The organism is Micromonospora narathiwatensis, assembly GCF_900089605.1.
Taxonomy (GTDB): domain Bacteria; phylum Actinomycetota; class Actinomycetes; order Mycobacteriales; family Micromonosporaceae; genus Micromonospora; species Micromonospora narathiwatensis.
This window is the reverse complement of the sequence record NZ_LT594324.1, coordinates 3,967,079-3,989,987: the sequence shown is the minus strand read 5'-3', so window position 1 is coordinate 3,989,987 and position 22,909 is coordinate 3,967,079. Positions and strand designations below refer to the sequence as shown.

Below are 22,909 nucleotides of genomic sequence, written 5' to 3'. Positions count from 1 at the left end.
TGGTTCCGCCCGCCGTCCGATCCCGTGAGCGGTTCCGCTGCGTGACAGTCTGGTGATGGCGCGACTACGGTGGGAGGTTGAGCGCGCCGACGGCCAGCGCGTACGGCGGTCGAACCCCACCCGGTACGAAGATGTACGGAGGCTGTCCGTGGAAAGCTCGTCCATGTTGGACCACTACGCGGAGGAGTTGCGGCTGGCTCGGGCCGCCCAGGGCATGTCCCAGACCGCGCTGGCCGAGGCGCTGAGCTATTCGGCTGCCCTGGTCGCCAAGGTGGAGACCTGCGAGCGTCGCCCGAGCATCGACTTCGCGCGCCGGTGCGACACGGTGTTCGGCGCGGACGGGCGGTTCGAACGCATCCAGCGGCGAATCAGTCGCGAGACCGTGGTGCCCTGGTTCCGCGACTGGGCCGGCATCGAGCAGGAGGCCACCGCACTGCGCACGTTCGAGCCGCTGTGCATCCCCGGCCTGTTGCAGACTGAGGGGTACGCGCGAGCCATCCACGCCGGCGGCGGCCTGTTCGCGGCGGACGACATCGAGCGTCAGGTGGCGACCCGACTGGACCGCCAAGCGGTGCTGACCCGTGACCGGCCGCCGCTGCTGAGCGTGGTCATCGACGAGCACGTGCTGTGCCGCTGCATCGGTGGACCCGAGGTGATGCGCGAGCAGTTGCAACACCTGGTGAAGCTTGGTTCGACGCTGCCGCGACTGCGTATCCACGTCGTCCCGATGTCGGCCGGCGCGTACCCTGGGCTCGCCGGACCTTTCGTGATCGCCACCTTGCCCAGCGGGGAGGACGTCGTCTACCTGGAGGGGCAGCGTCACGGCCAAGTGATCGACCGGACCGATTTCGTGCAGGAGATGGTCGAGGTTTGGGAGTCGATCCGAGGTGAGGCACTATCGCATCAGCAGTCCCTCGACCTGATCGCGGAGGTGGCGGAGACATGGATCTGAGTGGTGCTCAGTGGCGTAAGAGCAGCCGCAGCAGTGGCCAGGGCGGCAACTGCGTGGAGGTGGCCGACAACCTGCCCGGTGTGGTCGCCGTACGTGATTCGAAGGACCCGGGCGGGCCGGTGCTGGTCTTCGGCCCTGGTGCCTGGCGTGCGTTCGTTGCGCGGGTCGCCGAGCGGCCGTAGGCCGTTCCCCTGCGAAAGCGCCTGCTCCCACAGGTGCGGCCGAGTCGGCGATTGAGAGAGGTGGGAGTCGCCGTGCAATTTCAGTCGATCGTGCACCTGGTGGTGGCCTTCGGGGGCCTGTGCTATTTCGCCGGCTTCTATTTTGGAATGCGGAATTCCGTGGACCCGGAGGTCATGCGCGGCAACGTCCGGGACGGGTTCGTCGTTGTGGCCCTCATCCTGGTCCTGCCGGTAGCCGATGTCACGGTTACCGCCAGTCACCTGTCGCGGTGGTTCTATTACGGTGCATACGCGACGGTGTTGGGCGTGATGCTGCTGCTCGCGGTCCGCGTCTACCGCAGGTCGACGGCCAGGCCGGCCGGCAGTTGACGACGGATGGCGCGCGGGTTCCGTCACCCAGGGTTCGCCTCGGCGTTGTCCGTGCCGTCTCCTTTTGAGGAGCCCGTATGACACCGTTGTCAGACCCGTCTCCGATTCTCTCTGAGCGGTATCGGCTGGAGAAGGCGGCTCTGGAACGACTGAAAGAACTGCCCCGACGACGCTTCGCGCGTGTGCGCCAGCAGCTCGGCAGATTGGGCTTGGCGATTGTCTTCAACTGGCTGGGAAGCGCATCGATCTGGTTCGCGGCACGTCGTGATCGCGGCCTCCCCGGCCGAGGAGGCCGCCCTCCAATCGGAGAGGTCCATGCATCTTCGGAGGCGACTCCCCGCAGCGATTATCGGTGCCGCGCTCGTCACCACCGGCCTGGCCGCTCCGGTGCAGGCATCGGCTGACACCGTCGCACCCGCTGGCAACTGCCGTCTGTACCCCCACACGGAGAGGGACACCACGATCGGCGGCCCCACCAAGTCGGGTGTGGCCATCCGCGGCGCCGGTCCTTATCCGGACTGCCTCATCGACGGTTACGTCATGCTCGGCACCAACCTCGCCTACCACTGCTACGTCGTCACCGACTTCGGCAGCACGTGGACCTGGGTGCGAATTCCGGGCACGTCCATCGCCGGTTGGGTCTGGGACGACAACCTGGTGGGGTATGGGTCCAGCGTGCGTTGCTGACCACCTCGCGCCTGCCTGACCCGAGGCACGCTGCGAGTTCCGCTGGAAGCGGAGAAACCGGGGCGACAGGGGCGGTCGGTCGCCGTAGGGTGACCGGCGGTCTGTCGTACCCGAGGGGTAGGAAGGCCGGGGTGGACGGCGAGCGGGGGGGGTGGTCGAGGTGAGCGTGGCGGAGCGGGCCGGGCCGGGCATTGCCCGCATCCCGGCGCTGGCGGTCCTCGCGCACCACCTGGTGGGCTACCGGCGCACCTGGCGGGCGGGCGTTTTCTCGTCCTTCCTGCTGCCGGTGCTCACCGTGCTCGGCTTCGGCGTCGGTGTCGGCGCGTACGTGCGCCAGGGCGTGGGCGGCGTGTCCTACCTGGACTGGCTGGTGCCCGGCCTGATCGCCTCCACCGCGCTCCAGGTTGCCATGGCGGAGTCGACCTGGCCGGTGCACAGCAACTTCCGTTGGATCCGGACCTACCATGCCCAGGTCGCGGCGCCGCTACGGATCGGGGACATCGTCGCCGGGCACCTCGCCTTCGTGTTGTTCCGGGTGGGCACCAGCGCCGCCGCGTTCCTGCTGGTCACCGCGCTGTTCGGGGCGCTGCACTCGCCCTGGGCGGTGGCCGTGGTGCCGGTGGTCCTGCTCCTCGGGCTGGCGGTGGCCGCGCCGACGTTCGCGTTCAGCGCGGTGGTGCCGAGCGACAGCTACCTGGCCCTGCTGTTCCGGTTCGCGGTGATCCCGATGACCCTCTTCGCCGGGGTGTTCTTCCCCGTCGAGTCGCTGCCGGAGGGGCTGCGCTGGCTGGCGTACGCGACTCCGCTGTGGCACGGCGTGGACCTGTGCCGGGCCGCCACCCTCGGCGTCGCCCCGCAGTGGTCGGTCGCCGGTCACCTGCTCTACCTCGCCGCCTGGGCTGCCGCCGGCTGGCTGCTGGCCCGGGGCGCGTTCCGCCGCTCGCTCGTCGTCTAGGGGAGGGTGTCGTGGTCGGTCTCGTCCTGCCCCGGCTGGTCAGCTTCGAGGGAGCGTCACGCCGGTCCGCCTCGGTCGCCGAGCGCAACCTCACCGCGCTGCGGAGCGCGTACTGGCTGGTGCTGCTCTCCGGCTTCCTGGAGCCGGTGCTCTACCTCTTCTCGATCGGCGTCGGGGTGGGTGCGCTGGTCGGCGACCTCACCCTGCCCGGCGGGCAGGTGGTGTCGTACGCGGCGTTCGTGGCCCCGGCGATGCTGGCCTCGTCGGCGATGAACGGCGCGCTCGCCGAGACCACCTTCAACTTCTTCGGGAAGATGAAGTTCATGAAGCTGTACGACGGGGTCATCGCGACCCCGGTGCAGCCGTTCGAGATCGCCCTCGGCGAGTTGGGCTGGGCGATGATCCGGGGCAGCCTCTACTCCGCCGCGTTTCTGCTGATCATGGTGGCGCTGGACCTGACCACGGTGGTCCGGGCGGTCGCCGCCTTCCCGGCCGCGATGCTGGTCGGCATCGTGTTCGGCGCGCTCGGCATGGTCGTCGCCACGCTCATCCGCAGCTGGCAGGATTTCGACCTGATGGGGTCGGCCCAGTTCACCCTCTTCCTGTTCTCCGGCACGTTCGTGCCGGCCGAGGCGTATCCGGCCGTACTGCGCTGGGTGGTCGAGCTGACTCCGCTCTACCGGTCCGTGCACCTGATCCGGGCGATCTCCGTCGGGCCCTCCGGCTGGTCGTGGCTGCCGGACGTGGCGTACCTGGTGGTGCTGGCCACCGGCATGCTCGCGCTGGCGTCCCGCCGGATGGGCCGGCTGCTCTACAGGTAGCCGGTTAAAGCCCTCCCGTCCGGGCAATGTCCCGGGACGACGCCGACGGCGAGGGAGGGACGATGGCCCGCGACGACTCTTCCGCCCAGAGTGGGCGCGACCGTGCTGATTCCGGCAGCACGTCCGGCGGGCGGGGCCGCGTGGAACGGGCGGGGCCGGCCGGCCCGGAGAGCCCGAGCCGGCTGCCGGGTGGCGGCTGGAAGGCGGCGCTGAAGCGTACGGGCAGGGAGTTCCAGGCGGACAATCTGACCGATCGGGCCGCCGCGCTCACCTACTATGCGGTGCTTTCGATCTTCCCGGGCCTGCTGGCGCTCGTCTCCGTAGTCGGCCTGCTCGGCAAGGGCGCCGTCAAGGGCGTCAAGGACACCCTCGACCAGACGGCGCCGCAGCCGACCATCCGGCACATCATCGACCTCGCGATCGACCAGGCGAGCAGCTCGGGTGGCCTGGCCAGCATCGCGGCGGTCGTCGGGGTGCTGGGTGCCTACTGGTCAGCGTCCGGCTACATCGCCGCCTTCATGCGCGCCTCCAACGCGATCTATGACGTGCCGGAAGGCCGGCCGATCTGGAAGACCCTGCCGATCCGGCTCGGGGTGACCGCCCTGGTCGGCGTGATGCTGCTGGCCGCCTCGGTCATCGTGGTGTTCACCGGCCGGCTGGCGAACCAGGTCGGCGGCGCGGTCGGTGCCGGCCCGACGGCTGTGACGGTGTGGAGCATCGTCAAATGGCCGGTCCTGGTGGTCCTGGTGAGCCTGATGCTCGCGATCCTCTACTGGGCCTCGCCGAACGCTCGGCACGGCGGCTTCCGCTGGATCACCCCCGGCGGGGTGCTGGCCGTGGTGATCTGGCTGATCGTCTCCGTGCTGTTCGCCCTCTACCTTGCGAACTTCGGCTCGTACAACAAGACCTACGGGTCGCTGGCCGGCGTGATCATTTTCCTGGTCTGGCTCTGGCTGACCAACATCGCCATCCTGTTCGGCGCGGAGTTCGACGCCGAGCTGGAGCGCAGCCGCGCCATCGCGGCGGGGCACCCGGCCGACGAGGAGCCGTACGTGGCGCTGCGTGACGACCGCAAGCTCCGGAAGCGGCGCGACGGCCGCTGAGCCGGCTCGCCGTGCCCGGGTGCCGAGCTTCTCAGCAGGTCATCGACAAGATCGCTTTCGGTGAGTCAATCCTGGCTTTTGTTCGGATGGACAAAAGTTTGGATCAGATCGCTTGAAGCTATGGACATGCGACCCGGAAGGCTCCTACTGTGTCGGACACGACACATCGCCGTTGCGTCGATGTGAACGACTCCGATACGGAGGTGAGTCCCGGTGCGGACAGTGGATCCCCTGCACGTACAGCTCCTACGACTGCTCCGGGACGAGGGGGCGGTGTCCCGGGCCGAGCTCGGCGACCGGTTGCAGATGCCCCGTCCGCGCCTCCTCGCCGAACTGGACCGCCTGGTCGCCCTCGGTTACGTGGCCGAGGCGGGGCTGGCCGCCTCCCGGGGCGGTCGGCGCTCCACGCTGGTCGAGCTGAGCCCGCACCTGCGCTTCGCCGCCGTCGACCTGGGCGCCAGCTCGATCGACGTCGAGGTGATCAACGGCCGGCTCGAACCGGTGGCGGCGTACGCCGAGTCCGCCGACATCCGCTCCGGGCCGAAGGTGACCCTCCAGCGCGTCAACGAGCTGCTGCACAAGGCCAAGGTGGACGGGGCGTACGAGCGGCTGGACGCGGTCGGCATCGGCGTGCCCGGGCCGGTGAGCTTCCGGGACGGGGTGCCCGTCTCGCCGCCGATCATGCCGGGCTGGGACCGTTTTCCGGTCCGTGAGCTGCTGACCCGGGAGCACGGCTGCCCGGCCGTGGTCGACAACGACGTCAACATCATGGCGATCGGCGAGCGGCACGGCGGCGTCGCGCACTCGGTGGACGACTTCCTGCTCATCAAGATCGGCACCGGCATCGGTTGCGGCATCTACCTCAACGGTGAGGTCTACCGGGGCACCGACGGGTGTGCCGGCGACATAGGGCACATCCAGGTCGACCCGAACGGTCCCATGTGCTCGTGCGGCAACCTGGGCTGCCTCGAGGCCGTCTTCAGCGGCGCGGCGCTGGCCCGGGAGGCCACCGCGGCGGCCCGGGCCGGGGTCTCCCCGGCGCTCGCCGAGCGACTGACCGCCCGGGGGGCGGTGACCGCGCTGGATGTGGCGCAGGGGGCGATCGAGGGGGACATCACCTGCATCCAGCTCATCCGCGACGGTGGCCGGCGGGTCGGCAGCGTACTGGCCGGCCTGGTGAGCTTCACCAACCCGTCGATGATCGTGATCGGCGGTGGGCTCGCCCAGCTCGGCCACATCCTGCTCGCCGAGATCCGCAGCGTGGTCTACCGCCGCTCGCTGCCGCTGGCCACCGGAAACCTGCCGGTCGTGCTGTCCGAACTCGGTCCCCGCGCCGGGGTGGCCGGGGCCGCGGTGCTCGCCAGCGACCTGGCTTTCGGAGAGGCGTCATGACGAACGCGCCGCTGGTGGAGGCGCCCGCCGACGCCGTCGCGGGCGAGGTGGTCCTGCGCCTCACCGACGTGGTCAAGACCTTCCCCGGGGTACGCGCGCTGGACGGGGTGCAGCTGGAGGTCCGCGCGGGTGAGGTGCACTGCCTGCTCGGGCAGAACGGCGCCGGCAAGTCGACGCTGATCAAGGTGCTCGCCGGGGTGCACCGGCCGGATTCCGGCGAGGTCGAGTGGCGCGGCGAGCCGGCGCACCTCGTCAACCCGCAGGCCGCCATGCGCGCCGGGATCGCCACGATCTACCAGGAACTCGACCTGGTCGAGGACCTGTCGGTGGCGGAGAACGCCTTCCTCGGCCACGAGCCGCGCCGGTTCGGCTTCATCCGTCGCGGCCACATGGCCCGGCGGACCCGGCAGATCCTGGCCCGGCTCGGGCATCCGGAGATCCCGCCCGGCCGGCTGGTCCGGCACCTGCCCGCCGCCGGCAAGCAGATCGTCAGCATGGCCCGGGCCCTCTCCCACGAGGCCCGACTGATCATCATGGACGAGCCGAGCGCCGTGCTCGCCCACGACGAGGTGGGCAACCTGTTCCGGATCATCCGGGAACTCACCGCGCAGGGCATCGCGGTCATCTACATCTCGCACCGGATGGAGGAGATCCGCGAGATCGGCGACCGGGTCACCGTACTCAAGGACGGCCGGACCACCGCGGCGAACCTGCCGGCCCGCGACACCCCGACCCGCGACCTGGTCTCCCGGATGACCGGGCGGACCATCGAGTACGTCTTCCCGGAGCGCCCGGCCGACGAGCCCGAAGGCGCGGAGCTGCTGCGGGTCGACGGGCTGACCCGGACCGGCGAGTTCGCGGACGTGTCGCTCACCGTGCGGGCCGGGGAGATCGTCGGCATCGCCGGACTGGTCGGCTCCGGCCGCTCCGAGCTGCTGGAGACCATCTACGGCGCGCGGCGCGCCCAGGCCGGGACGGTCACGGTGGGTGGCCGCGCGCTGCGCCCGGGCAGTGTCGACACGGCGGTACGGGCCGGCCTGGGGATGGCCCCGGAGGAGCGCAAGAGCCAGGCGTTGCTGCTCGGCGAGCCGATCTACCGCAACATCACCCTGGCGACCTTCGGCCGGTACGCCCGCCTCGGCTTCACCGACGCGGCGCGGGAACGGGCCGAGGCGGACCGGATCGCCGAGTCCCTGGAGTTGCGGCCCCGCGACGTACGCCGACCGGTGCGCACCCTCTCGGGCGGCAACCAGCAGAAGGTGGTGGTCGGCCGGTGGCTGCTCGGCGACACCCGGCTGCTGCTGCTCGACGAGCCGACCCGGGGCGTGGACGTGGGCGCCCGGGCCGAGCTGTATCAGGTCATCCGCGCCCTCGCCGCACGCGGTGTCGGGGTGCTGCTGGTCTCCAGCGAGGTGCCCGAGGTGCTCGGCCTGGCCGACCGGGTGCTGGTGATGCGGGAGGGCCGGGTGGTCCGCGAGGCGCCGGCCGGCGAAATCGACGAGAACACCGTGCTCGACCTCGTCATGGCGGGGTCCCTCATGGAAGGCGCGCCGGCATGACCGAGACGACACCTACCGCGACGCCGGAACGGGCGGCGGGGCTGCCGGCCCAGTCGCCTCCGGCCGAGCCCGCGACGTCCGACGCGCCGCGGCTCTCCTGGTGGCGCGGTGACGGAGGCGAGGGCGCCCGGCGCAACCTCGGCCTGCTGGCCACGCTGCTGGTGCTGGTGGTCATCGGCATCCTCACCCGGCCGGACCTCTACGGCGACGCGAGCTGGGTGTGGGGCAACACCCTCACCATCCTCAAGCTCGCCTCGGTGGTCGGCGTGGTCACCGTCGGGATGACCTTCGTGATCATCGGCGGCGGCATCGACCTGTCGGTCGGCGCGATCGTGGCGCTCGCCGGGGTCTGGTGCACCACGGTCGCCACCCAGAGCTACGGCGCCGGCGGGATGATCTTCACCGCGCTCACCGTCGGGCTGGGGGTCGGCCTGGTCAACGGGCTGCTCATCTCGTACGGGCGGCTGGTGCCGTTCATCGCCACCCTCGCGATGATGGTCGCGGCCCGGGGCCTGGCAGCCGAGATCTCCAACAAGCAGACCCAGGTCTCCAACGACAGCTTCATCAACGGCATCGCCAGCACCAACGTGCTCGGCATCCCGCTGCTCGTCTACATCCTCGCCGCCGTGGTCGGGGCCGGCTGGGTGCTGCTCAACCGCACCACCTTCGGCCGGCGTACGGTGGCCGTCGGCGGCAACCCGGAGGCGGCCCGGCTCGCCGGCATCAACGTCCGCAGGCACACCCTGATGCTCTACGCGCTCTCCGGGCTCTGCTGCGGCATCGCCGCGATCATGCTCACCTCGCAGGCCACCTCAGCCCAGGCGGCCATGGCCAACCTCTACGAGCTGGACGCCATCGCCGCCGCGATCATCGGCGGCACGCTGCTCAGCGGCGGGCGGGGGACCATCGTGGGCTCCCTGCTCGGCGTGATCATCTTCTCCACCATCACCAACCTCTTCGCCATCAACGGCCTCTCCACCGAGGCGCAGAACATGGTCAAGGGCGGCATCATCGTCGCCGCCGTCCTGGTCCAGCAGGTCCAGTTCGGCAGCGTCACCCAGTTCCTCCGGCGTAACCGGGCCACCACCACCTGATCTCACCGCGACACCGGCGGCCACCTCGACAGCGACGGTGGCCGGGCTCAACACACCCATTTTCACCCCACCACCTCATCCAGGAGGCCGTCATGACAACGCAGGGACGCGACCTGTCGCGCCGCCGGCTGCTCTTCGGCGGAGCCGCGCTCTCCGCCGGCGTCGTGCTCGCCGGCTGCACCAGCAACGAGACCGCGCCCACCGCCGCCCAGACCAAGGCCGCCGAGACCGGCGGCAACAGCGAGCCCGGCAAGAAGGTGACCATCGGCTTCTCCGCGCCGGCCGCCGACCACGGCTGGATCGCCGCGATCACCAACAACGCCAAGGCGCAGGCCGGGGCGTACTCCGACGTGGAGCTGAAGTCCGTGGAGGCCGGCGCGGACGCGGCGGCCCAGCGGGCGGCGCTGTCCACCCTGATCTCCCAGAAGCCCGACGTGATCGTGCTGCTGCCGCACGACGGCAAGGAACTCAACGCGTTCGGCCTGGAGGCGATGAAGGCCGGCATCCCGGTGGTCAACCTGGACCGGGCCTTCCCCGACGCGCGGGCCTACCGGCTCCAGATCAAGGGCGACAACTACGGCATGGGCGTGGCCGCCGCCACCTACATCGCCGAGCAGCTCAAGGCCAAGGGGGTCAGCAACCCGGTCATCGGGGAGATCGCCGGGATGGACGAGCTGGAGCTGACCCAGGAGCGGTCGAAGGGCTTCGCCGACACCCTCAGCTCGTACGGCCTGAAAGTCGCCAACCGGCGGGCGGCCAGGTTCACCGCCGACTCGGGCCAGCAGGAGGCCACCGGCCTGTTCCAGGCGCTGCCGAAGATCGACGCGATCTGGAACCACGACGACGACCAGGGCATCGGTGTCCTCGCCGCGGTCAACCAGGCCAACCGCAAGGACTTCTTCATGGTCGGCGGCGCCGGGTCGAAGAAGGCCATGGAGGACATCCAGGCCGACAACACCGTCCTGAAGGCCACCGTCACGTACAGCCCGTCGATGGCCTCCTCGGCCATCTCGCTGGCCCGCCTGATCGGCCAGAACCGGGGCATGTCCGACCTGGTGGAGCTTCAGGTTCCGAAGGAGATCGTGCTCGCCTCCGAGACGATCACCAAGGAGAACGCGAGCGACTACCTGAAGCTCGGGTTCTGACACAACGGGGGGAGACCCACCTTGTCCACTCACGACAAAGTCCTGCGGGTCGGCATGGTCGGCTACGCGTTCATGGGCGCCGCGCACTCCCAGGCGTGGCGCACCGTGAATCGGGTGTACGACCTGCCGGCGCGGGTGCGGATGGCGCTCATCTGCGGCCGGGACGAGCCGAAGGTGGCCGCCGCCGCCGACCGGCTCGGCTGGGACGGGCACACCACGGACTGGCGACGACTGGTCGAGTCCGACGAGATCGACGTGGTCGACATCTGCACACCGGGAGACAGCCACTGCGAGATAGCGATCGCCGCACTGGCCGCCGGCAAGCACGTGCTGTGCGAGAAGCCGCTGGCCAACACCGTCGAGGAGGCCCGGCAGATGGCGACCGCCGCCGCTGCGGCCCGAGCCGGCGGGATACGCGCCATGTGCGGGTTCAACTACCGCCGGGTGCCCGCGGTGAGCATGATGCGGCAGTTCATCGCCGACGGTCGACTCGGCGAGATCCGCCACGTGCGCGCGGCCTATCTCCAGGACTGGATCATCGACCCGCAGTTCCCGTTGGTCTGGCGGTTGCAGAAGGACAAGGCGGGCTCCGGCGCGCTCGGCGACATCGGCGCGCACATCATCGATCTCACCCAGTACGTCACCGGGCAGCGGATCACCGGGGTCAGCGCCCTGACCGAGACCTTCGTCAAGGAACGGCCGCTGCCGGCCGGGTCGAGCGGCCTGGCCGCGCAGGCCGACGGCAACGGCCGGGCGACGGGCGAGGTCACCGTCGACGACGCGGCGGTCTTCGTCGCCCGGCTCGACGGCGGGGCGCTGGCCACGTACGAGGCGAGCCGGTTCGCCACCGGCCGCAAGAACGCGCTCCGGGTGGAGATCAACGGCTCGCTCGGCACCCTGGCCTTCGACCTGGAACGCCTCAACGAGCTGGAGTTCTACGACGCCACCCGGCCCACCGCCGAGCAGGGTTTCACCCGGATCCTGGTGACCGAGGGGGACCACCCGTACATGTCGGCCTGGTGGCCGCCCGGCCACATCATCGGCTACGAGCACTCCTTCACCCACCAGATGCGCGACTTCGTCGAGGCGGTCGCCACCGGCGCCGACCCGACGCCGTCGTTCACCGACGCGTTGCAGGTCCAGCTCGTGCTCGACGCGGTGACCCGCTCGGCCGAGCTGGCCACCTGGACGGAGGTGGAGCCCGCGCTGGCCGAACTGGCCGCCTGACCCTGACGCGGCGCCTCGCTCTGACCGGAGCGCCGCCTGAATCAGCGGCGTCCGCAGGGCGCCGCCCGAGAAGTCTTCCCGATGCCGGCCGGCGAGGGCCCGCCGTGGTTGCGCCCTGCGGCGGGGACGAGGTCGACCTCGGGGAGCGTGCCACCGGAGCCTCCGGAACGGCACGACCAGCACGGCCGTTCGGTGCGGCCGGACCGGGATTCCCCGGCCGCACCGGCGGACCGACCCGACGAGAACCGGGGAGGAGCACGATGCGTACGGGTGTCTGGCTGGTGGGAGCGCGCGGCTCGGTCGCGACCACCAGCATCGTCGGGGCGTTGGCCCTGCGGGCCGGGCTCACCGGTCCGACCGGCTGCGTCACCGAGCTGCCCGACCTGCGCGGGCCCGCCCTGCCGGCCTTCGCCGATCTCGTCCTCGGCGGCCACGACGTGGCGGCCACCCCGCTCACCAAGCGGGCCGAGGCGCTCGCCGCCGCCGGGGTGCTGCCCGGCCGGCTGGTGGACGCCCTGGCCGGGGAACTCGCCGACGTCGAGGCGGCGCTGCGGGCCGCACCGACCGGGGGCACCCAGGCCGAGCGCGCCGCCGCCGTGGCCCGCGACCTGACCGAATTCCGGACCCGGCACGCGCTGGACCGGGTGGTGGTGGTCAACGTCTCGGCCACCGAACCGGCCGCCGCCGCGCATCCGGCCCACCACGACCTCGCCGCGCTGCGGGACGCGCTGGCCGGCCCCGCCGACGTGCTGCCGGCCAGCTCGCTGTACGCGTACGGGGCGTTCACCGCCGGCTGCCCGTACGTGGACTTCACCCCGTCGACCGGTGCCCGGCTGCCGGCGCTGGCGGCGCTGGCCGAGGAGCGGGGCCTGCCGTACGCCGGGCACGACGGCAAGACCGGGGAGACCCTGGTCAAGTCGGTGCTCGCGCCGATGTTCGCGATGCGGCACCTGGCGGTGCGCTCGTGGTCCGGGGTGAACCTGCTCGGCGGCGGGGACGGCGCGACGCTCGCCGAGCCGGCCGCCAACGCCGCCAAGGTGGGCAGCAAGCAGCGGGTGCTCGGCGAGACGCTCGGCTACGTCCCGCAGGGCGGCACCCGGATCGAGTACGTGGCGGAACTCGGCGACTTCAAGACCGCCTGGGACCTGGTCACCTTCGCCGGTTTTCTCGGCACCGGGATGCGGTTGGAGTTCACCTGGCACGGCTGCGACTCGGCGCTGGCCGCCCCGCTGGTGCTCGACCTGGCCCGGTTGACCGCCGCCGCGCACGCCGCCGGCCGCCACGGTCCCCTCGCCGAACTGGCCTTCTTCTTCAAGGACCCGCTCGACGCGCCCACCCACGCGCTGGCCGAGCAGTGGGCGCTGCTGCGGGACTTCGTCGCCGGGCTGCACGCCGGAGCCGGGCGATGAGCCGGCTGGCCGTTCTCGCCGAGCTGGTCCGGGCGCCGGCCGCGCTCTCCGTACCGGGGGACGTGGTGGCCGGCGCGGCGGCGGCCGGCGCGCTGGACCGGCGTACGCCCGCGCTGGCCGGGGCGTCGGTGCTGCTCTACTGGGCCGGCATGGCCGCCAACGACTGGGCCGACCGCCGGCTCGACGCGGTCGAACGCCCCGAGCGGCCGATCCCGTCCGGCCGGGTCCACCCGGTCGCCGCGTTCGGCGTCGCCGCCGGGCTGACCGCCGCCGGGCTCGCCGTCGCCCGCGCCGCCGGGGGCCGGCGGGCCACCGCCGTCGCGGTCCCGCTCGCCGCCGCGATCTGGGGGTACGACCTGCTCGCCAAGAACACCGCCGCCGGTCCCGCCGTGATGGCCGCCTGTCGGGGCCTGGACGTGCTGCTCGGCGCGAGCCCCGGCCCGACCCGCGATCCCGGCCGCCGCCGATCGTCGGCGAGTCGGAGTTCCTGGCCCGCAGCCCGGAGCGCGACGCGCGGAGCCGGCCGTGCCTCCTCGAGCACACACGGGCTGGTCCGGGCGCTGCCGGCGGCGCTGACCGTGGCCGCGCACACCTGGACCGTCACCGCGCTGTCCCGCCGCGAGGTCTCCGGGGCCGACCGGCGGCTGCCCCGGGCCACCCTCGCCGGCACCGCGCTGGTCGCCGCCACCGCGCTGGGGCGTACCGACCCGGTGCCCGCCGCGCTCGCCGCCGGCTACGCCACCCGCTACGGGTCGGCGCAGGCCCGGGTGCTCGCGGACCCGTCACCGGCCCGGGTACGCGCCGCCGTCGGAGCGGGCATCACCGGGCTGCCGGCGTTGCAGGGCGCGCTGACCGCCCGGGCCGGTGCCCGGGTGCTCGGTCTCGCCGTCGCGGCCGCCGCCCCGCTCGGCCGCCGCCTGGCTCGACTGGTGTCGCCGACATGACCAGCCCCCCGCGACCGTCCGCACGGGACCGGGTCGCCGGCGTCGCGCGAACGGGGGCGGACGCCGGGGCCGCGCCGGCCGGGCGCGGGGGGCTGCCGGACCCGGCCGGGCTCCGCTTCGGGTACGGGACCAACGGCTTCGCCAACCACCGGCTCGACGACGCGCTCACCGTCCTGGCCGACCTCGGCTACCAGGGGGTCGCGCTCACCCTGGACCACGACCACCTGGACCCGTTCGGGCCGGGGCTGGCCCGTCGGGTGGCCGCCGTGCAGCGCCGACTGGCCGCGCTCGGCCTGGCCGTGGTGATCGAGACCGGGGCCCGCTACCTGCTCGACCCGTGGCACAAACACGCCCCGACCCTGCTGCACGACGATCCGGCGCTGCGGATCGAGTTCCTCCGCCGGGCCGTACGGATCGGCGCGGACCTGGGCGCGGAGGCGGTCTCGTGCTGGGCCGGCGTACGACCACCGGAGGTGCCGGAGGCCGTCGCCTGGGACCGGCTCGTCGCCGGCTGCGCCACCGTCTGCGCCGAGGCCGAGGCGGCCGGCGTGCCGCTCGGGTTCGAACCCGAGCCGGGGATGCTGGTCGAGGATATCGCCGGCTGGCGCCGGCTGCGGGACGCGCTCGGCGCGCCGCCCGGCTTCGGCGTCACCCTCGACATCGGACACTGCCGCTGCCTGGAGCCCCGGCCGGTGTCCGACTGCGTGGCGGCGGTCGCCGAGCACCTGGTCAACGTGCAGATCGACGACATGCGCCGGGGCGTGCACGAGCACCTGGAGTTCGGCACCGGCGAGATCGACTTCCCGCCGGTGCTGCGCGCTCTCGCGGACGCCGGCTACCGCGGGCTGGTGGCCGTGGAACTGCCCCGGCACTCGCACGCCGCGCCCGCCGTCGCCGCCCGGTCGATCGAATTCCTGCGGGCCGCCGGTGCTCGTAACGGTCCGCAGAGCGAAGGCGGTGGCTGAGCACCTGCCACCAGAGGGGAGACAGCATGACACCCGACCGACTGCGCGCCGCGCTGCGGGGCGTACCCGATCCGCGGTGGCTGGACGCGGCCCTGCGCCGCGTGGCGACCGAGCCCACGGCGATCCCACGCCTCTTCGCCACCGCCGCCCGGCGGTGCGGTCGGGAGCCGCTGGCCGACCCGCCCGGCTGGACGGTCGACGAGGCCGCCCGGGCGCTGCTGCTCACCGCGTTGCCCGCCGCCCACGCGGTGCTGGCCGACTCCCTCTACCGGCAGGGTGACGCCGCCGAGAAGCGGGCCGTGCTGCGTGCCCTGCCGCTGCTGCCGATCGGGGCCGAGTGCGTGCCGCTGCTGCACGACGCGATCCGCACCAACGACACCCGGCTGATCGCCGCCGCGCTCGGCCCGTACGCCCGGCACCTGGAACAGCCGGCCTGGCGGCAGGCCGTGCTCAAGTGCGTCTTCACCGGCGTACCGCTGGCGGTCGTGGACGACCTGGACGGCCGGGCGGACGGCGAGTTGGCGACCATGCTGGCCGCGCTGGCCGCCGAGCGCCACGCGGCCGGCCGGACCATACCCGCCGACGCCACCGATCTGCTGCGCCGGCTCGGCGCCGGCTCGCACCCGACCACCGCCAGGGAGGCGTGATGCGCATCTTCGACCCGCACATCCACATGACCTCACGGACCACCGACGACTACGAGCGGATGGCCGCCGCCGGGGTACGCGCGGTGGTGGAGCCGGCGTTCTGGCTCGGCCAGCCGCGCACCAGCGTCGACTCGTTCGTCGACTACTTCGACTCGCTGATCGGCTGGGAGCCGTTCCGGGCCGGGCAGTTCGGCGTCCGGCACCACGCCACCGTGGCGCTGAACCCGAAGGAGGCCAACGACCCGCGCTGCCGCCCGGTGCTCGACCTGCTTCCGCGCTACCTGGACAAGGACGGCGTGGTGGCGGTCGGCGAGATCGGCTACGACTCGATGACCCCGGCCGAGGACGCCGCCCTCGCCGGACAGCTCGCCCTGGCCGTCGGGCACGACCTGCCCGCCCTGGTGCACACCCCGCACCGGGACAAGGCGCGCGGCGTCGAACGCACCCTCGCGGTGGTCGCCGAGTCCGGCATCGACCCCGGCCGGGTGCTGGTCGACCACCTCAACGAGGTCACCGTGAAGCTGGTCCGGGACACCGGCTGCTGGCTGGGCTTCTCCATCTATCCGGAGACCAAGATGTCGCCGCCGCGGATGGTCGAGCTGCTGAAGACGTACGGGACGGAGCGGATGCTGGTCAACTCGGCCGCCGACTGGGGGCGCTCCGACCCGCTGCTCACCCGGGCCACCGGCGAGGCGATGCTGCTCGCCGGGTTCGGCGAGGACGACGTGGACCGGGTGCTGTGGCGCAACCCGGTGGAGTTCTACGGCCAGTCCGGTCGGCTGGACCTGACCGACCTGGACGTGGCGGCGCCGACCTTCGCCGGCAACTCCATCCTGCGTGGGGGCGAGTGATGCGCCTGCGCCACGCCGACGGCAGCACCGTCCACCTCGGCTACTGCACCAACGTGCACCCGGCCGAGGACCTGGCCGGGATCCTCGCCCAGCTCGACACGTACGCGCTGCCGGTCCGGCGGGCGCTCGACGCCGACCTGCTGGGGCTGGGGCTGTGGCTGGCCGCCCCGGTGGCCGCCGCGCTCGCCGCCGACCCGGCGGCCCGCCGCCGGCTCCGGCACGAGCTGGCCGTACGCGGGCTGGAGGTGGTCACGCTCAACGGCTTCCCGTACGCGGCCTTCCAGGCGGCGGTGGTCAAGGGCGCGGTGTACCACCCGGACTGGACCACCCCGGAGCGGCTCGGGTACACCCTGGACCTGGCCCGGGTGCTGGCCGACCTGCTGCCCGAGGACGCGGCCCGGGGCTCGATCTCCACCCTGCCACTGGCCTGGCGTACGCCGTGGGACGCCGAACGGGCCGACGCCGCCCGGCGGCGCCTCGACGAGTTGGCCGCCGGCCTGGCCGAGGTGGAGCGGGCGACCGGCCGGACCGTACGGGTCGGCTTCGAGCCGGAACCGGGCTGTGTGGTGGAGTCCACGGGACAAGCACGTGAGATATTGTCAGCCATGGATACCGACCGGCTCGGGATGTGCCTCGATCTGGCGCACCTCGCCTGCGCCTGGGAAGAACCGGTCGAGGCGCTGGGTCGACTGCGGGCCGCCGGGCTGCCGGTGGTCAAGGTGCAGGTCTCCGCGGCCGTCGAGGCGGACGATCCGGACGGCTCGGCCGAGGCGCTGCGCCGCTGGGTCGAGCCGCGTTTCCTGCACCAGACGCGGGCCGCCGGCTGCGCCGGCGCCACCGACCCGGCCGACCCGGCGTACGCCGCCGACGACCTGGACGCCGCCCTCGACACGCGGCTGCCGGGGCCGTGGCGGGTGCACTACCACGTGCCGCTGCACGCGCCGCCCGAGCCGCCGCTGCGGTCCACCGTGCCGGTGCTGCGGGCCGCCCTCGCCGCGTTGTACGCCGGTCCGGCCGCCGGCTGTGACCACCTCGACGTCGAGACGTACACCTGGGGGGTGCTGCCGGCGGCGCGGCGGCCGGGCACCGACGCGGAGCTGGCCGGCGGGATCGCCGCCGAGCTGGCCTTCGCCCGAGACGAGCTGGTCGGGCTCGGCCTGGCCGCGACGGCGGGCGAGCGGAGCGAGGTGACGGCATGAGCGAGCGTCAGCGAGTGAATCATCGGCGCGGCGCTGTGGTGGCTCATGGCGGTGCCGAGCGGAGCGAGGTGACGGCATGAGCAGGCGACTGGTGGTCATCGACGTGGTGGGGCTGACCCCGCGCCTGCTGGCGCACATGCCCCGGCTGCGCGCGGTCGCCGAGGCCGGGTTCGCCGCCGAACTGGGTACGGTGCTGCCAGCGGTCACCTGCTCGGTGCAGTCCACCTTCCTCACCGGCCAGCCGCCCGCCGGCCACGGGATCGTCGGCAACGGCTGGTACTTCCGGGATCTCGGCGAGGTGCTGCTCTGGCGGCAGCACAACGCCCTGGTCGGCGGGGAGAAGCTGTGGCAGGCGGCCCGCCGGGTGGAGCCCGGCTACCGGGTGGCCAACGTCTGCTGGTGGTACGCGATGGGCGCCGACGTGGACTGGACGGTCACCCCGCGACCGATCTACCACGCCGACGGGCGCAAGGAACCGGACTGCTGGACCGACCCGCCCGAGCTGCACGACGTGCTCACCGGGGCGCTCGGCACCTTCCCGCTGTTCACCTACTGGGGGCCGGGGGCGGGGCTGCCGTCGTCCCGGTGGATCTGCCGGGCCGCCGAGCGGATCCTCGCCGACCACGCGCCGGACCTGACCCTGGTCTACGTCCCGCACCTCGACTACGACCTGCAACGCTTCGGCCCGTCCTCGCCGGAGGCCGCCGCGGCGGCGGCCGAGCTGGACGCCGTGCTCGCCCCGCTGCTGGACGCCGCCGCGGAGCGGGACGCCACCGTGGTGGCGCTCTCCGAGTACGGCATCACCGACGTCTCCCGCCCGGTCGACGTCAACCGGCTGCTGCGCGCCGAGGGGCTGCTGCGGGTCTACACGCAGGCCGGGATGGAATACCTGGATCCGTGGACGTCGCGGGCCTTCGCCGTCGCCGACCATCAGGTGGCGCACGTGTACGTGAAGGACCCGGCCGACGTGCCGGCGGTGGCCAAGCTCTGCGCCGGGCTGCCCGGGGTGGCCGAGGTGCTGGACGCCGCCGGTCAGACCGGGTACGGGCTGGACCACGAGCGCTCCGGCGAGCTGGTGCTGGTGGCCGAGCCGGACGCCTGGTTCACCTACTACTACTGGCTCGACGACGCCCGCGCGCCCGACTTCGCCCGCCTCGTGGAGATTCATCGGAAGCCGGGTTACGACCCCGCCGAGTTGTTCTTCGACCCGGCGGCCCCGGGCGCCGCGAAGCGCCGGGCGGCGGTGGCGCTGGCCCGCAAGAAGCTCGGCCTGCGCTACCTGATGAGCGTGGTCGGGCTGGACGCCGGGGCGCGGGCGGTCCGCGGCTCGCACGGGCGGCTGCCCGCCGACCCGGCCGACGGTCCGGTGCTGCTCTGCTCCGACCCGTCGGCGGCCCGGGACCGGTTCGCCGCCACCGAGGTGAAGGCACTGCTGCTCCAGCTCGCCGGACTGGCCTCGGAGGCGCCATGACCGTAACCGTCGCACCGACCGACCCGGCCCTGCTGCGGGACCGCTTCGACGCCGCGCTCGCCGCGTTCCTGCGCGAGCGGCAGCCGGGTCGGTCGGACGACGACGGCACGCGGGCGGTCCATGCCGTACTGCACCGGTTCGTCCTCGCCGGTGGCAAGCGGCTGCGACCGCTCTTCTGCTACTGGGGCTGGCGGGGTTCCGGCGGTCCCGACAACGCCCCGATCGTGGCCGCCGCGGCGGCGCTGGAGCTGTTCCACGCCTTCGCCCTGATCCACGACGACATCCTCGACGGCAGCGACCGCCGGCGCGGCCAGCCCTCGGTGCACCGGATCTTCGCCGACCTGCACGCCCGCTCCGGCTGGCGCGGTGACCCGGAGGCGTACGGCCGCGACGCCGCCCTGCTCTGCGGCGACCTCTGCGCTGCCTGGTCGGCGCAGATGTTCCACGACTGCGGGCTCGACCCCGCCCGGGTCCGGCGCGGTCTCGCCGTCTTCGCGCGGATGCGGGCCGAGGTGATCGCGGGGGAGTTCCTGGACGTGGTCGCCGCCGCCGGCGACGGCTCGGTGGCGAGCGCGCTCGCGGTGGTCCGGATGAAGACCGCCCGCTACACGGTGACCCGCCCGGTGCAGATCGGCGCCGCCCTGGCCGGGGCCGACCCCGACACGGTGGCGGCGTTGGCCGACTTCGGCGACCCGCTCGGGGACGCCTTCCAACTCCGCGACGACCTGCTCGGCGTCTTCGGCGACCCGACGGTGACCGGCAAGTCCAACCTGGACGACCTGCGCGAGGGGAAGCCGACGGTGCTGATGGCGCTGGCCCGCCAGGCGGCCGATGCTGGCCGGGCGGCGCGGCTGCGCGCCCTGGTCGGCGACCCCGAACTGGACCACGGTGGCGCGGCCGAGGTGCGGGCGATCATCGAGGCCACCGGCGCGCGGGAACGGGTCGAGCGGATGATCCGGTCCCGGGTCGACCACGCCCGCGCCGCGCTGGACCGCACCCCGCTGACCGAGCCCGCCCGGTCGGCGCTGGCCGACCTCACCACCCGCGCCGCGCACCGAGTGCGGTAGGGAAGGTGGGGCCTTCCGTGGGCGGCGCGGCGGAAATAGAGTGGGGGCGGCGACCGCGAGGTGGCCGGTGACCCGACGGGAGGCGCAACCCGTCGGGCCCAGGTGCGTCCGCGCCCACCGGTGCCCCGTCGGGGTCGCTCGCACCCGGTCTCCCTCGCCCCGGTCCGCTACGGAATCCCCCATCACGACAGGGGAGAAGGACAATGGCGCGACCCATCACGCTCTTCACCGGCCAGTGGGCCGATCTTCCGTTCGACGAGGTCTGCCGGCTCGCCGCCGAGTGGGGGTACGACGGCCTGGAAATCGCCTGCTGGGGCGACCACTTCGAGGTCGACAAGGCGCTCGCCGACGAGTCGTACGTGGACCGGAAGCGGGCCACCCTCGCCAAGCACAACCTCCAGGTCTTCGCCATCTCCAACCACCTGGTCGGCCAGGCGGTCTGCGACCACCCGATCGACGAGCGGCACCAGGACATCCTCCCCGCCCGGATCTGGGGCGACGGTGAGCCGGAGGGCGTACGCCGGCGGGCCGCCGAGGAGATGAAGGACACCGCGCGGGCGGCGGCGAGGCTCGGGGTGAAGACGGTGGTCGGCTTCACCGGCTCGTCGATCTGGCACACCCTGGCGATGTTCCCGCCGGTCCCGCCGGCCATGATCGAACGCGGCTACCAGGACTTCGCCGACCGGTGGAACCCGATCCTCGACGTGTTCGACGAGGTGGGCGTACGGTTCGCCCACGAGGTGCACCCCAGCGAGATCGCGTACGACTACTGGACCACCAGGCGGGCGCTGGAGGCGATCGGCCACCGGCCCGCGTTCGGGCTGAACTGGGACCCGTCGCACTTCGTCTGGCAGGACCTGGACCCGGTCAACTTCATCTTCGACTTCGCCGACCGGATCTACCACGTCGACTGCAAGGACGCGAAGGTGCGTACCGGCGACGGCCGGCGCGGGCGGCTCTCCTCCCACCTGCCCTGGGCGGACCTGCGTCGCGGCTGGGACTTCGTCTCCACCGGGCACGGCGACGTGCCGTGGGAGGACTGCTTCCGCGCGTTGAACGCCATCGGCTACGACGGCCCGATCTCGATCGAGTGGGAGGACGCCGGCATGGACCGCCTGGTCGGCGCGCCCGAGGCGGTGCAGTTCGTACGTCGGCTCGCCTTCGACGCGCCGGCCGCCGCCTTCGACGCGGCCTTCAGCAGCAACCGGGACTGACCTCTCGGCCGCTACACACAGGCGGGAGGCGACCCGGGGTCGCCTCCCGCCTGTGCAAACGTGCGGCCGGACGGTTACTCCGTGACCTCGTGGTCGTGGTCGTGCAGGCCACCGCCGCCGCTGTCGCCGGCACCCGGTCCCTTGCCCCGGACCGGCGCGCGCAGGCTGCTGGTGTCGAAGGCGTACGTGATCACGGCGTGCGCGATCGCGTCCGACATCTCCTCGAGCGCCTGCTTGTTGATGTTGTTGATCGTGTCGCAGGCCTGGTGGTAGCACGAGTCGTACGCCACGTCCGCGGTGCCGCCGAAGACCGCCGCCTCGTCCGCGGTCTTGATCCCTTCGCCACCGGTGAACAGGCCACCGGACGGGATGTCCACGCCGGCGGCGATGAACGGCCCGTAGTCGCTACGCCCGGAGAACGGCGTCTCCCGCGAGGCCAGCCCCTGCGAGGCGAAGTAGTCGTGGAAGAGCTGCTCGATGGCGCCCGAGCCGGCCGGCCCGGCGGCGGACCCGGTGCCGACCGGGAACGCCGAGTTGTCGCCGTCGTAGACGAACCGCACGTAGTTGGGCGAGGCGACCATGTCGAAGTTCAGGTAGAGAGCGATCTTCTTCCGCTCCGCCGCCGACAGGTTGGCGACGTAGTGCTCCGACCCGACCAGGCCGGACTCCTCGGCGCCCCAGAGGGCGAAGCGGACCTTGTTCTTCGGCTTGACCTTGCGCATCTGCGTGGCGATCTCCAGCAGCGAGGCGCTGCCCGAGCCGTTGTCGTTGATGCCCGGGCCGGCGGAGACCGAGTCCAGGTGGGCGCCGGCCATCACCACGTTGTTCGGGTCACCCGAGTCCGATTCGGCGATGAGGTTCTCCGCGGTGGCCGTGCCGCGGAAGGTGTCGCCCTTGACCCGCAACGTCAGGCCACCGGGGACCTGCGCCACAAGCTGCTGGCCGAGCGCCTGGGTGATGCCCGTGGCCACGAAGTCCAGAGTGAACGTTTCGCCCAGCGTCCCGTTCAGGCTGCCGGTGGTGTTGTTGTAGATGATCGCGGCCGCCGCACCCGCCGCGGCGGCGTTGGTCGCCTTCTCGCCGAAGGAACAGCCGCCTCCACGGCTGATGAGGATGATGGTGCCGACGTTGGCGGGTCCGAAGTCCGCAGCCGTGCAGCCCGTCGCGCCGCCGGCCGGCACGGATGCCCGCGCGGTGACATCGCCGCTGCCCGAGTAGCTCATCAGCACGTTCGGCAGGTCGGCGGCCGGCGACGGGGACACCCGCTGCAACAGGCCGGGACCGTGCGAGATGAACGTCTGGTACTGGAACGGCTGCCGCTTCACCTGGAAGCCGGCCGCGCGGAGCACGCCTTCGGCATAGTCGACCGAGCGGTCGTAGCCGGCCGAGCCGGCCACCCGCGTACCGCCGTTCTCGTCGGCGATTCGCTGCAGGGCCGTGAGGTGTTTGATGATGCCGTCGGCGGTGACCGCCGCGCGCAACTTCCGCGAGTTGTTGTTGTTGGGCTCGGCGTGCGCCGCGGGCGCCGCGGTGGCGACGCCGACCAGCGCTGCGGTCGCGGTTGCCACCACGCCGCGCTGCCAGGCTCTGCGGGAGACCACGTTGTCCTCCTATCTGCCAGCCGGGCTCGCCGGATCGATCGACCCGGCGAGCCCT

Annotated in this window: 22 protein-coding genes; 21 read left to right on the top strand and 1 reads right to left on the bottom strand. The window is 72.6% G+C overall.

What is annotated here, in order from left to right; genetic code table 11:
- Window positions 1–55: 55 nt before the first annotated feature.
- From GA0070621_RS17010 to GA0070621_RS16910, 21 genes are all read left to right on the top strand, one after another.
- Window positions 56–952, top strand: a complete 897-nt coding sequence (locus GA0070621_RS17010) for a helix-turn-helix domain-containing protein (RefSeq protein ID WP_167666997.1) — start codon at window positions 56–58, stop codon at window positions 950–952.
- Window positions 943–1,134: a DUF397 domain-containing protein gene (locus tag GA0070621_RS17005; RefSeq protein WP_091196845.1), complete on the top strand. Its 192-nt coding sequence runs from the start codon at window positions 943–945 to the stop codon at window positions 1,132–1,134. The genes GA0070621_RS17010 and GA0070621_RS17005 overlap by 10 nt, the downstream gene beginning before the upstream one ends.
- A gap of 72 nt (window positions 1,135–1,206) precedes the next feature.
- A complete protein-coding gene (locus GA0070621_RS17000) occupies window positions 1,207–1,503 on the top strand; it encodes a hypothetical protein (protein ID WP_167666996.1) in 297 nt (98 codons plus the stop codon).
- A 315-nt stretch (window positions 1,504–1,818) separates the two neighbouring features.
- Entirely contained in the window at window positions 1,819–2,190 is a 372-nt protein-coding gene (locus GA0070621_RS16995; protein ID WP_157740009.1) for a hypothetical protein, read from the top strand.
- Between the two features lie 160 nt (window positions 2,191–2,350).
- Window positions 2,351–3,145 carry an ABC transporter permease gene (locus GA0070621_RS16990; RefSeq protein WP_167666995.1) on the top strand — a complete coding sequence of 265 codons (795 nt, stop codon included), beginning with the start codon at window positions 2,351–2,353 and terminating at the stop codon, window positions 3,143–3,145.
- 11 nt (window positions 3,146–3,156) lie between these two features.
- A complete protein-coding gene (locus GA0070621_RS16985) occupies window positions 3,157–3,966 on the top strand; it encodes an ABC transporter permease (RefSeq protein WP_091196834.1) in 810 nt (269 codons plus the stop codon).
- A gap of 140 nt (window positions 3,967–4,106) precedes the next feature.
- Window positions 4,107–5,069 (top strand): YihY/virulence factor BrkB family protein, encoded by a 963-nt coding sequence (locus GA0070621_RS16980; RefSeq protein WP_167666994.1) that lies wholly within the window; start codon window positions 4,107–4,109, stop codon window positions 5,067–5,069.
- A 213-nt stretch (window positions 5,070–5,282) separates the two neighbouring features.
- Complete coding sequence (locus tag GA0070621_RS16975; RefSeq protein WP_091196832.1) at window positions 5,283–6,461, top strand: ROK family transcriptional regulator; 1,179 nt, start codon at window positions 5,283–5,285, stop codon at window positions 6,459–6,461.
- Window positions 6,458–8,020: a sugar ABC transporter ATP-binding protein gene (locus GA0070621_RS16970; protein WP_091196829.1), complete on the top strand. Its 1,563-nt coding sequence runs from the start codon at window positions 6,458–6,460 to the stop codon at window positions 8,018–8,020. The genes GA0070621_RS16975 and GA0070621_RS16970 overlap by 4 nt, the downstream gene beginning before the upstream one ends.
- The gene (locus GA0070621_RS16965; RefSeq protein WP_091196827.1) at window positions 8,017–9,114 is read left to right on the top strand and encodes an ABC transporter permease; all 1,098 of its coding nucleotides are present in this window, start codon (window positions 8,017–8,019) and stop codon (window positions 9,112–9,114) included. Before GA0070621_RS16970 ends, GA0070621_RS16965 begins: the two co-directional genes overlap by 4 nt.
- Window positions 9,115–9,206: 92 nt before the next feature.
- Entirely contained in the window at window positions 9,207–10,259 is a 1,053-nt protein-coding gene (locus GA0070621_RS16960; protein ID WP_091196824.1) for a substrate-binding domain-containing protein, read from the top strand.
- Window positions 10,260–10,280: 21 nt separating this feature from the next.
- Window positions 10,281–11,486, top strand: a complete 1,206-nt coding sequence (locus tag GA0070621_RS16955) for a Gfo/Idh/MocA family protein (RefSeq protein ID WP_091196820.1) — start codon at window positions 10,281–10,283, stop codon at window positions 11,484–11,486.
- Between the two features lie 260 nt (window positions 11,487–11,746).
- A complete protein-coding gene (locus GA0070621_RS16950) occupies window positions 11,747–12,895 on the top strand; it encodes an inositol-3-phosphate synthase (RefSeq protein WP_091196816.1) in 1,149 nt (382 codons plus the stop codon).
- Window positions 12,892–13,839: an SCO3242 family prenyltransferase gene (locus GA0070621_RS16945; RefSeq protein ID WP_091196813.1), complete on the top strand. Its 948-nt coding sequence runs from the start codon at window positions 12,892–12,894 to the stop codon at window positions 13,837–13,839. Before GA0070621_RS16950 ends, GA0070621_RS16945 begins: the two co-directional genes overlap by 4 nt.
- Complete coding sequence (locus GA0070621_RS16940; RefSeq protein WP_091196809.1) at window positions 13,836–14,804, top strand: sugar phosphate isomerase/epimerase family protein; 969 nt, start codon at window positions 13,836–13,838, stop codon at window positions 14,802–14,804. Before GA0070621_RS16945 ends, GA0070621_RS16940 begins: the two co-directional genes overlap by 4 nt.
- Window positions 14,805–14,830: 26 nt before the next feature.
- Complete coding sequence (locus GA0070621_RS16935; RefSeq protein ID WP_091196806.1) at window positions 14,831–15,451, top strand: EboA domain-containing protein; 621 nt, start codon at window positions 14,831–14,833, stop codon at window positions 15,449–15,451.
- Window positions 15,451–16,302 (top strand): TatD family hydrolase, encoded by an 852-nt coding sequence (locus GA0070621_RS16930; RefSeq protein WP_091196803.1) that lies wholly within the window; start codon window positions 15,451–15,453, stop codon window positions 16,300–16,302. The genes GA0070621_RS16935 and GA0070621_RS16930 overlap by 1 nt, the downstream gene beginning before the upstream one ends.
- Window positions 16,302–17,501 (top strand): metabolite traffic protein EboE, encoded by a 1,200-nt coding sequence (gene eboE / locus GA0070621_RS16925; protein WP_091202533.1) that lies wholly within the window; start codon window positions 16,302–16,304, stop codon window positions 17,499–17,501. The genes GA0070621_RS16930 and eboE overlap by 1 nt, the downstream gene beginning before the upstream one ends.
- 76 nt (window positions 17,502–17,577) lie before the next feature.
- Window positions 17,578–18,972, top strand: a complete 1,395-nt coding sequence (locus GA0070621_RS16920) for an alkaline phosphatase family protein (RefSeq protein WP_091196800.1) — start codon at window positions 17,578–17,580, stop codon at window positions 18,970–18,972.
- Window positions 18,969–20,039 carry a polyprenyl synthetase family protein gene (locus tag GA0070621_RS16915; protein ID WP_091196797.1) on the top strand — a complete coding sequence of 357 codons (1,071 nt, stop codon included), beginning with the start codon at window positions 18,969–18,971 and terminating at the stop codon, window positions 20,037–20,039. Before GA0070621_RS16920 ends, GA0070621_RS16915 begins: the two co-directional genes overlap by 4 nt.
- A 203-nt stretch (window positions 20,040–20,242) precedes the next feature.
- Window positions 20,243–21,253 (top strand): sugar phosphate isomerase/epimerase family protein, encoded by a 1,011-nt coding sequence (locus GA0070621_RS16910; RefSeq protein WP_091196795.1) that lies wholly within the window; start codon window positions 20,243–20,245, stop codon window positions 21,251–21,253.
- A gap of 74 nt (window positions 21,254–21,327) precedes the next feature.
- Here the strand turns inward: GA0070621_RS16910 and GA0070621_RS16905 are convergent, their stop codons facing one another.
- Window positions 21,328–22,854, bottom strand: coding sequence for a M28 family metallopeptidase (locus tag GA0070621_RS16905; protein WP_167666993.1), 1,527 nt, complete (start codon window positions 22,852–22,854; stop codon window positions 21,328–21,330).
- Between the last annotated feature and the right edge of the window lie 55 nt (window positions 22,855–22,909).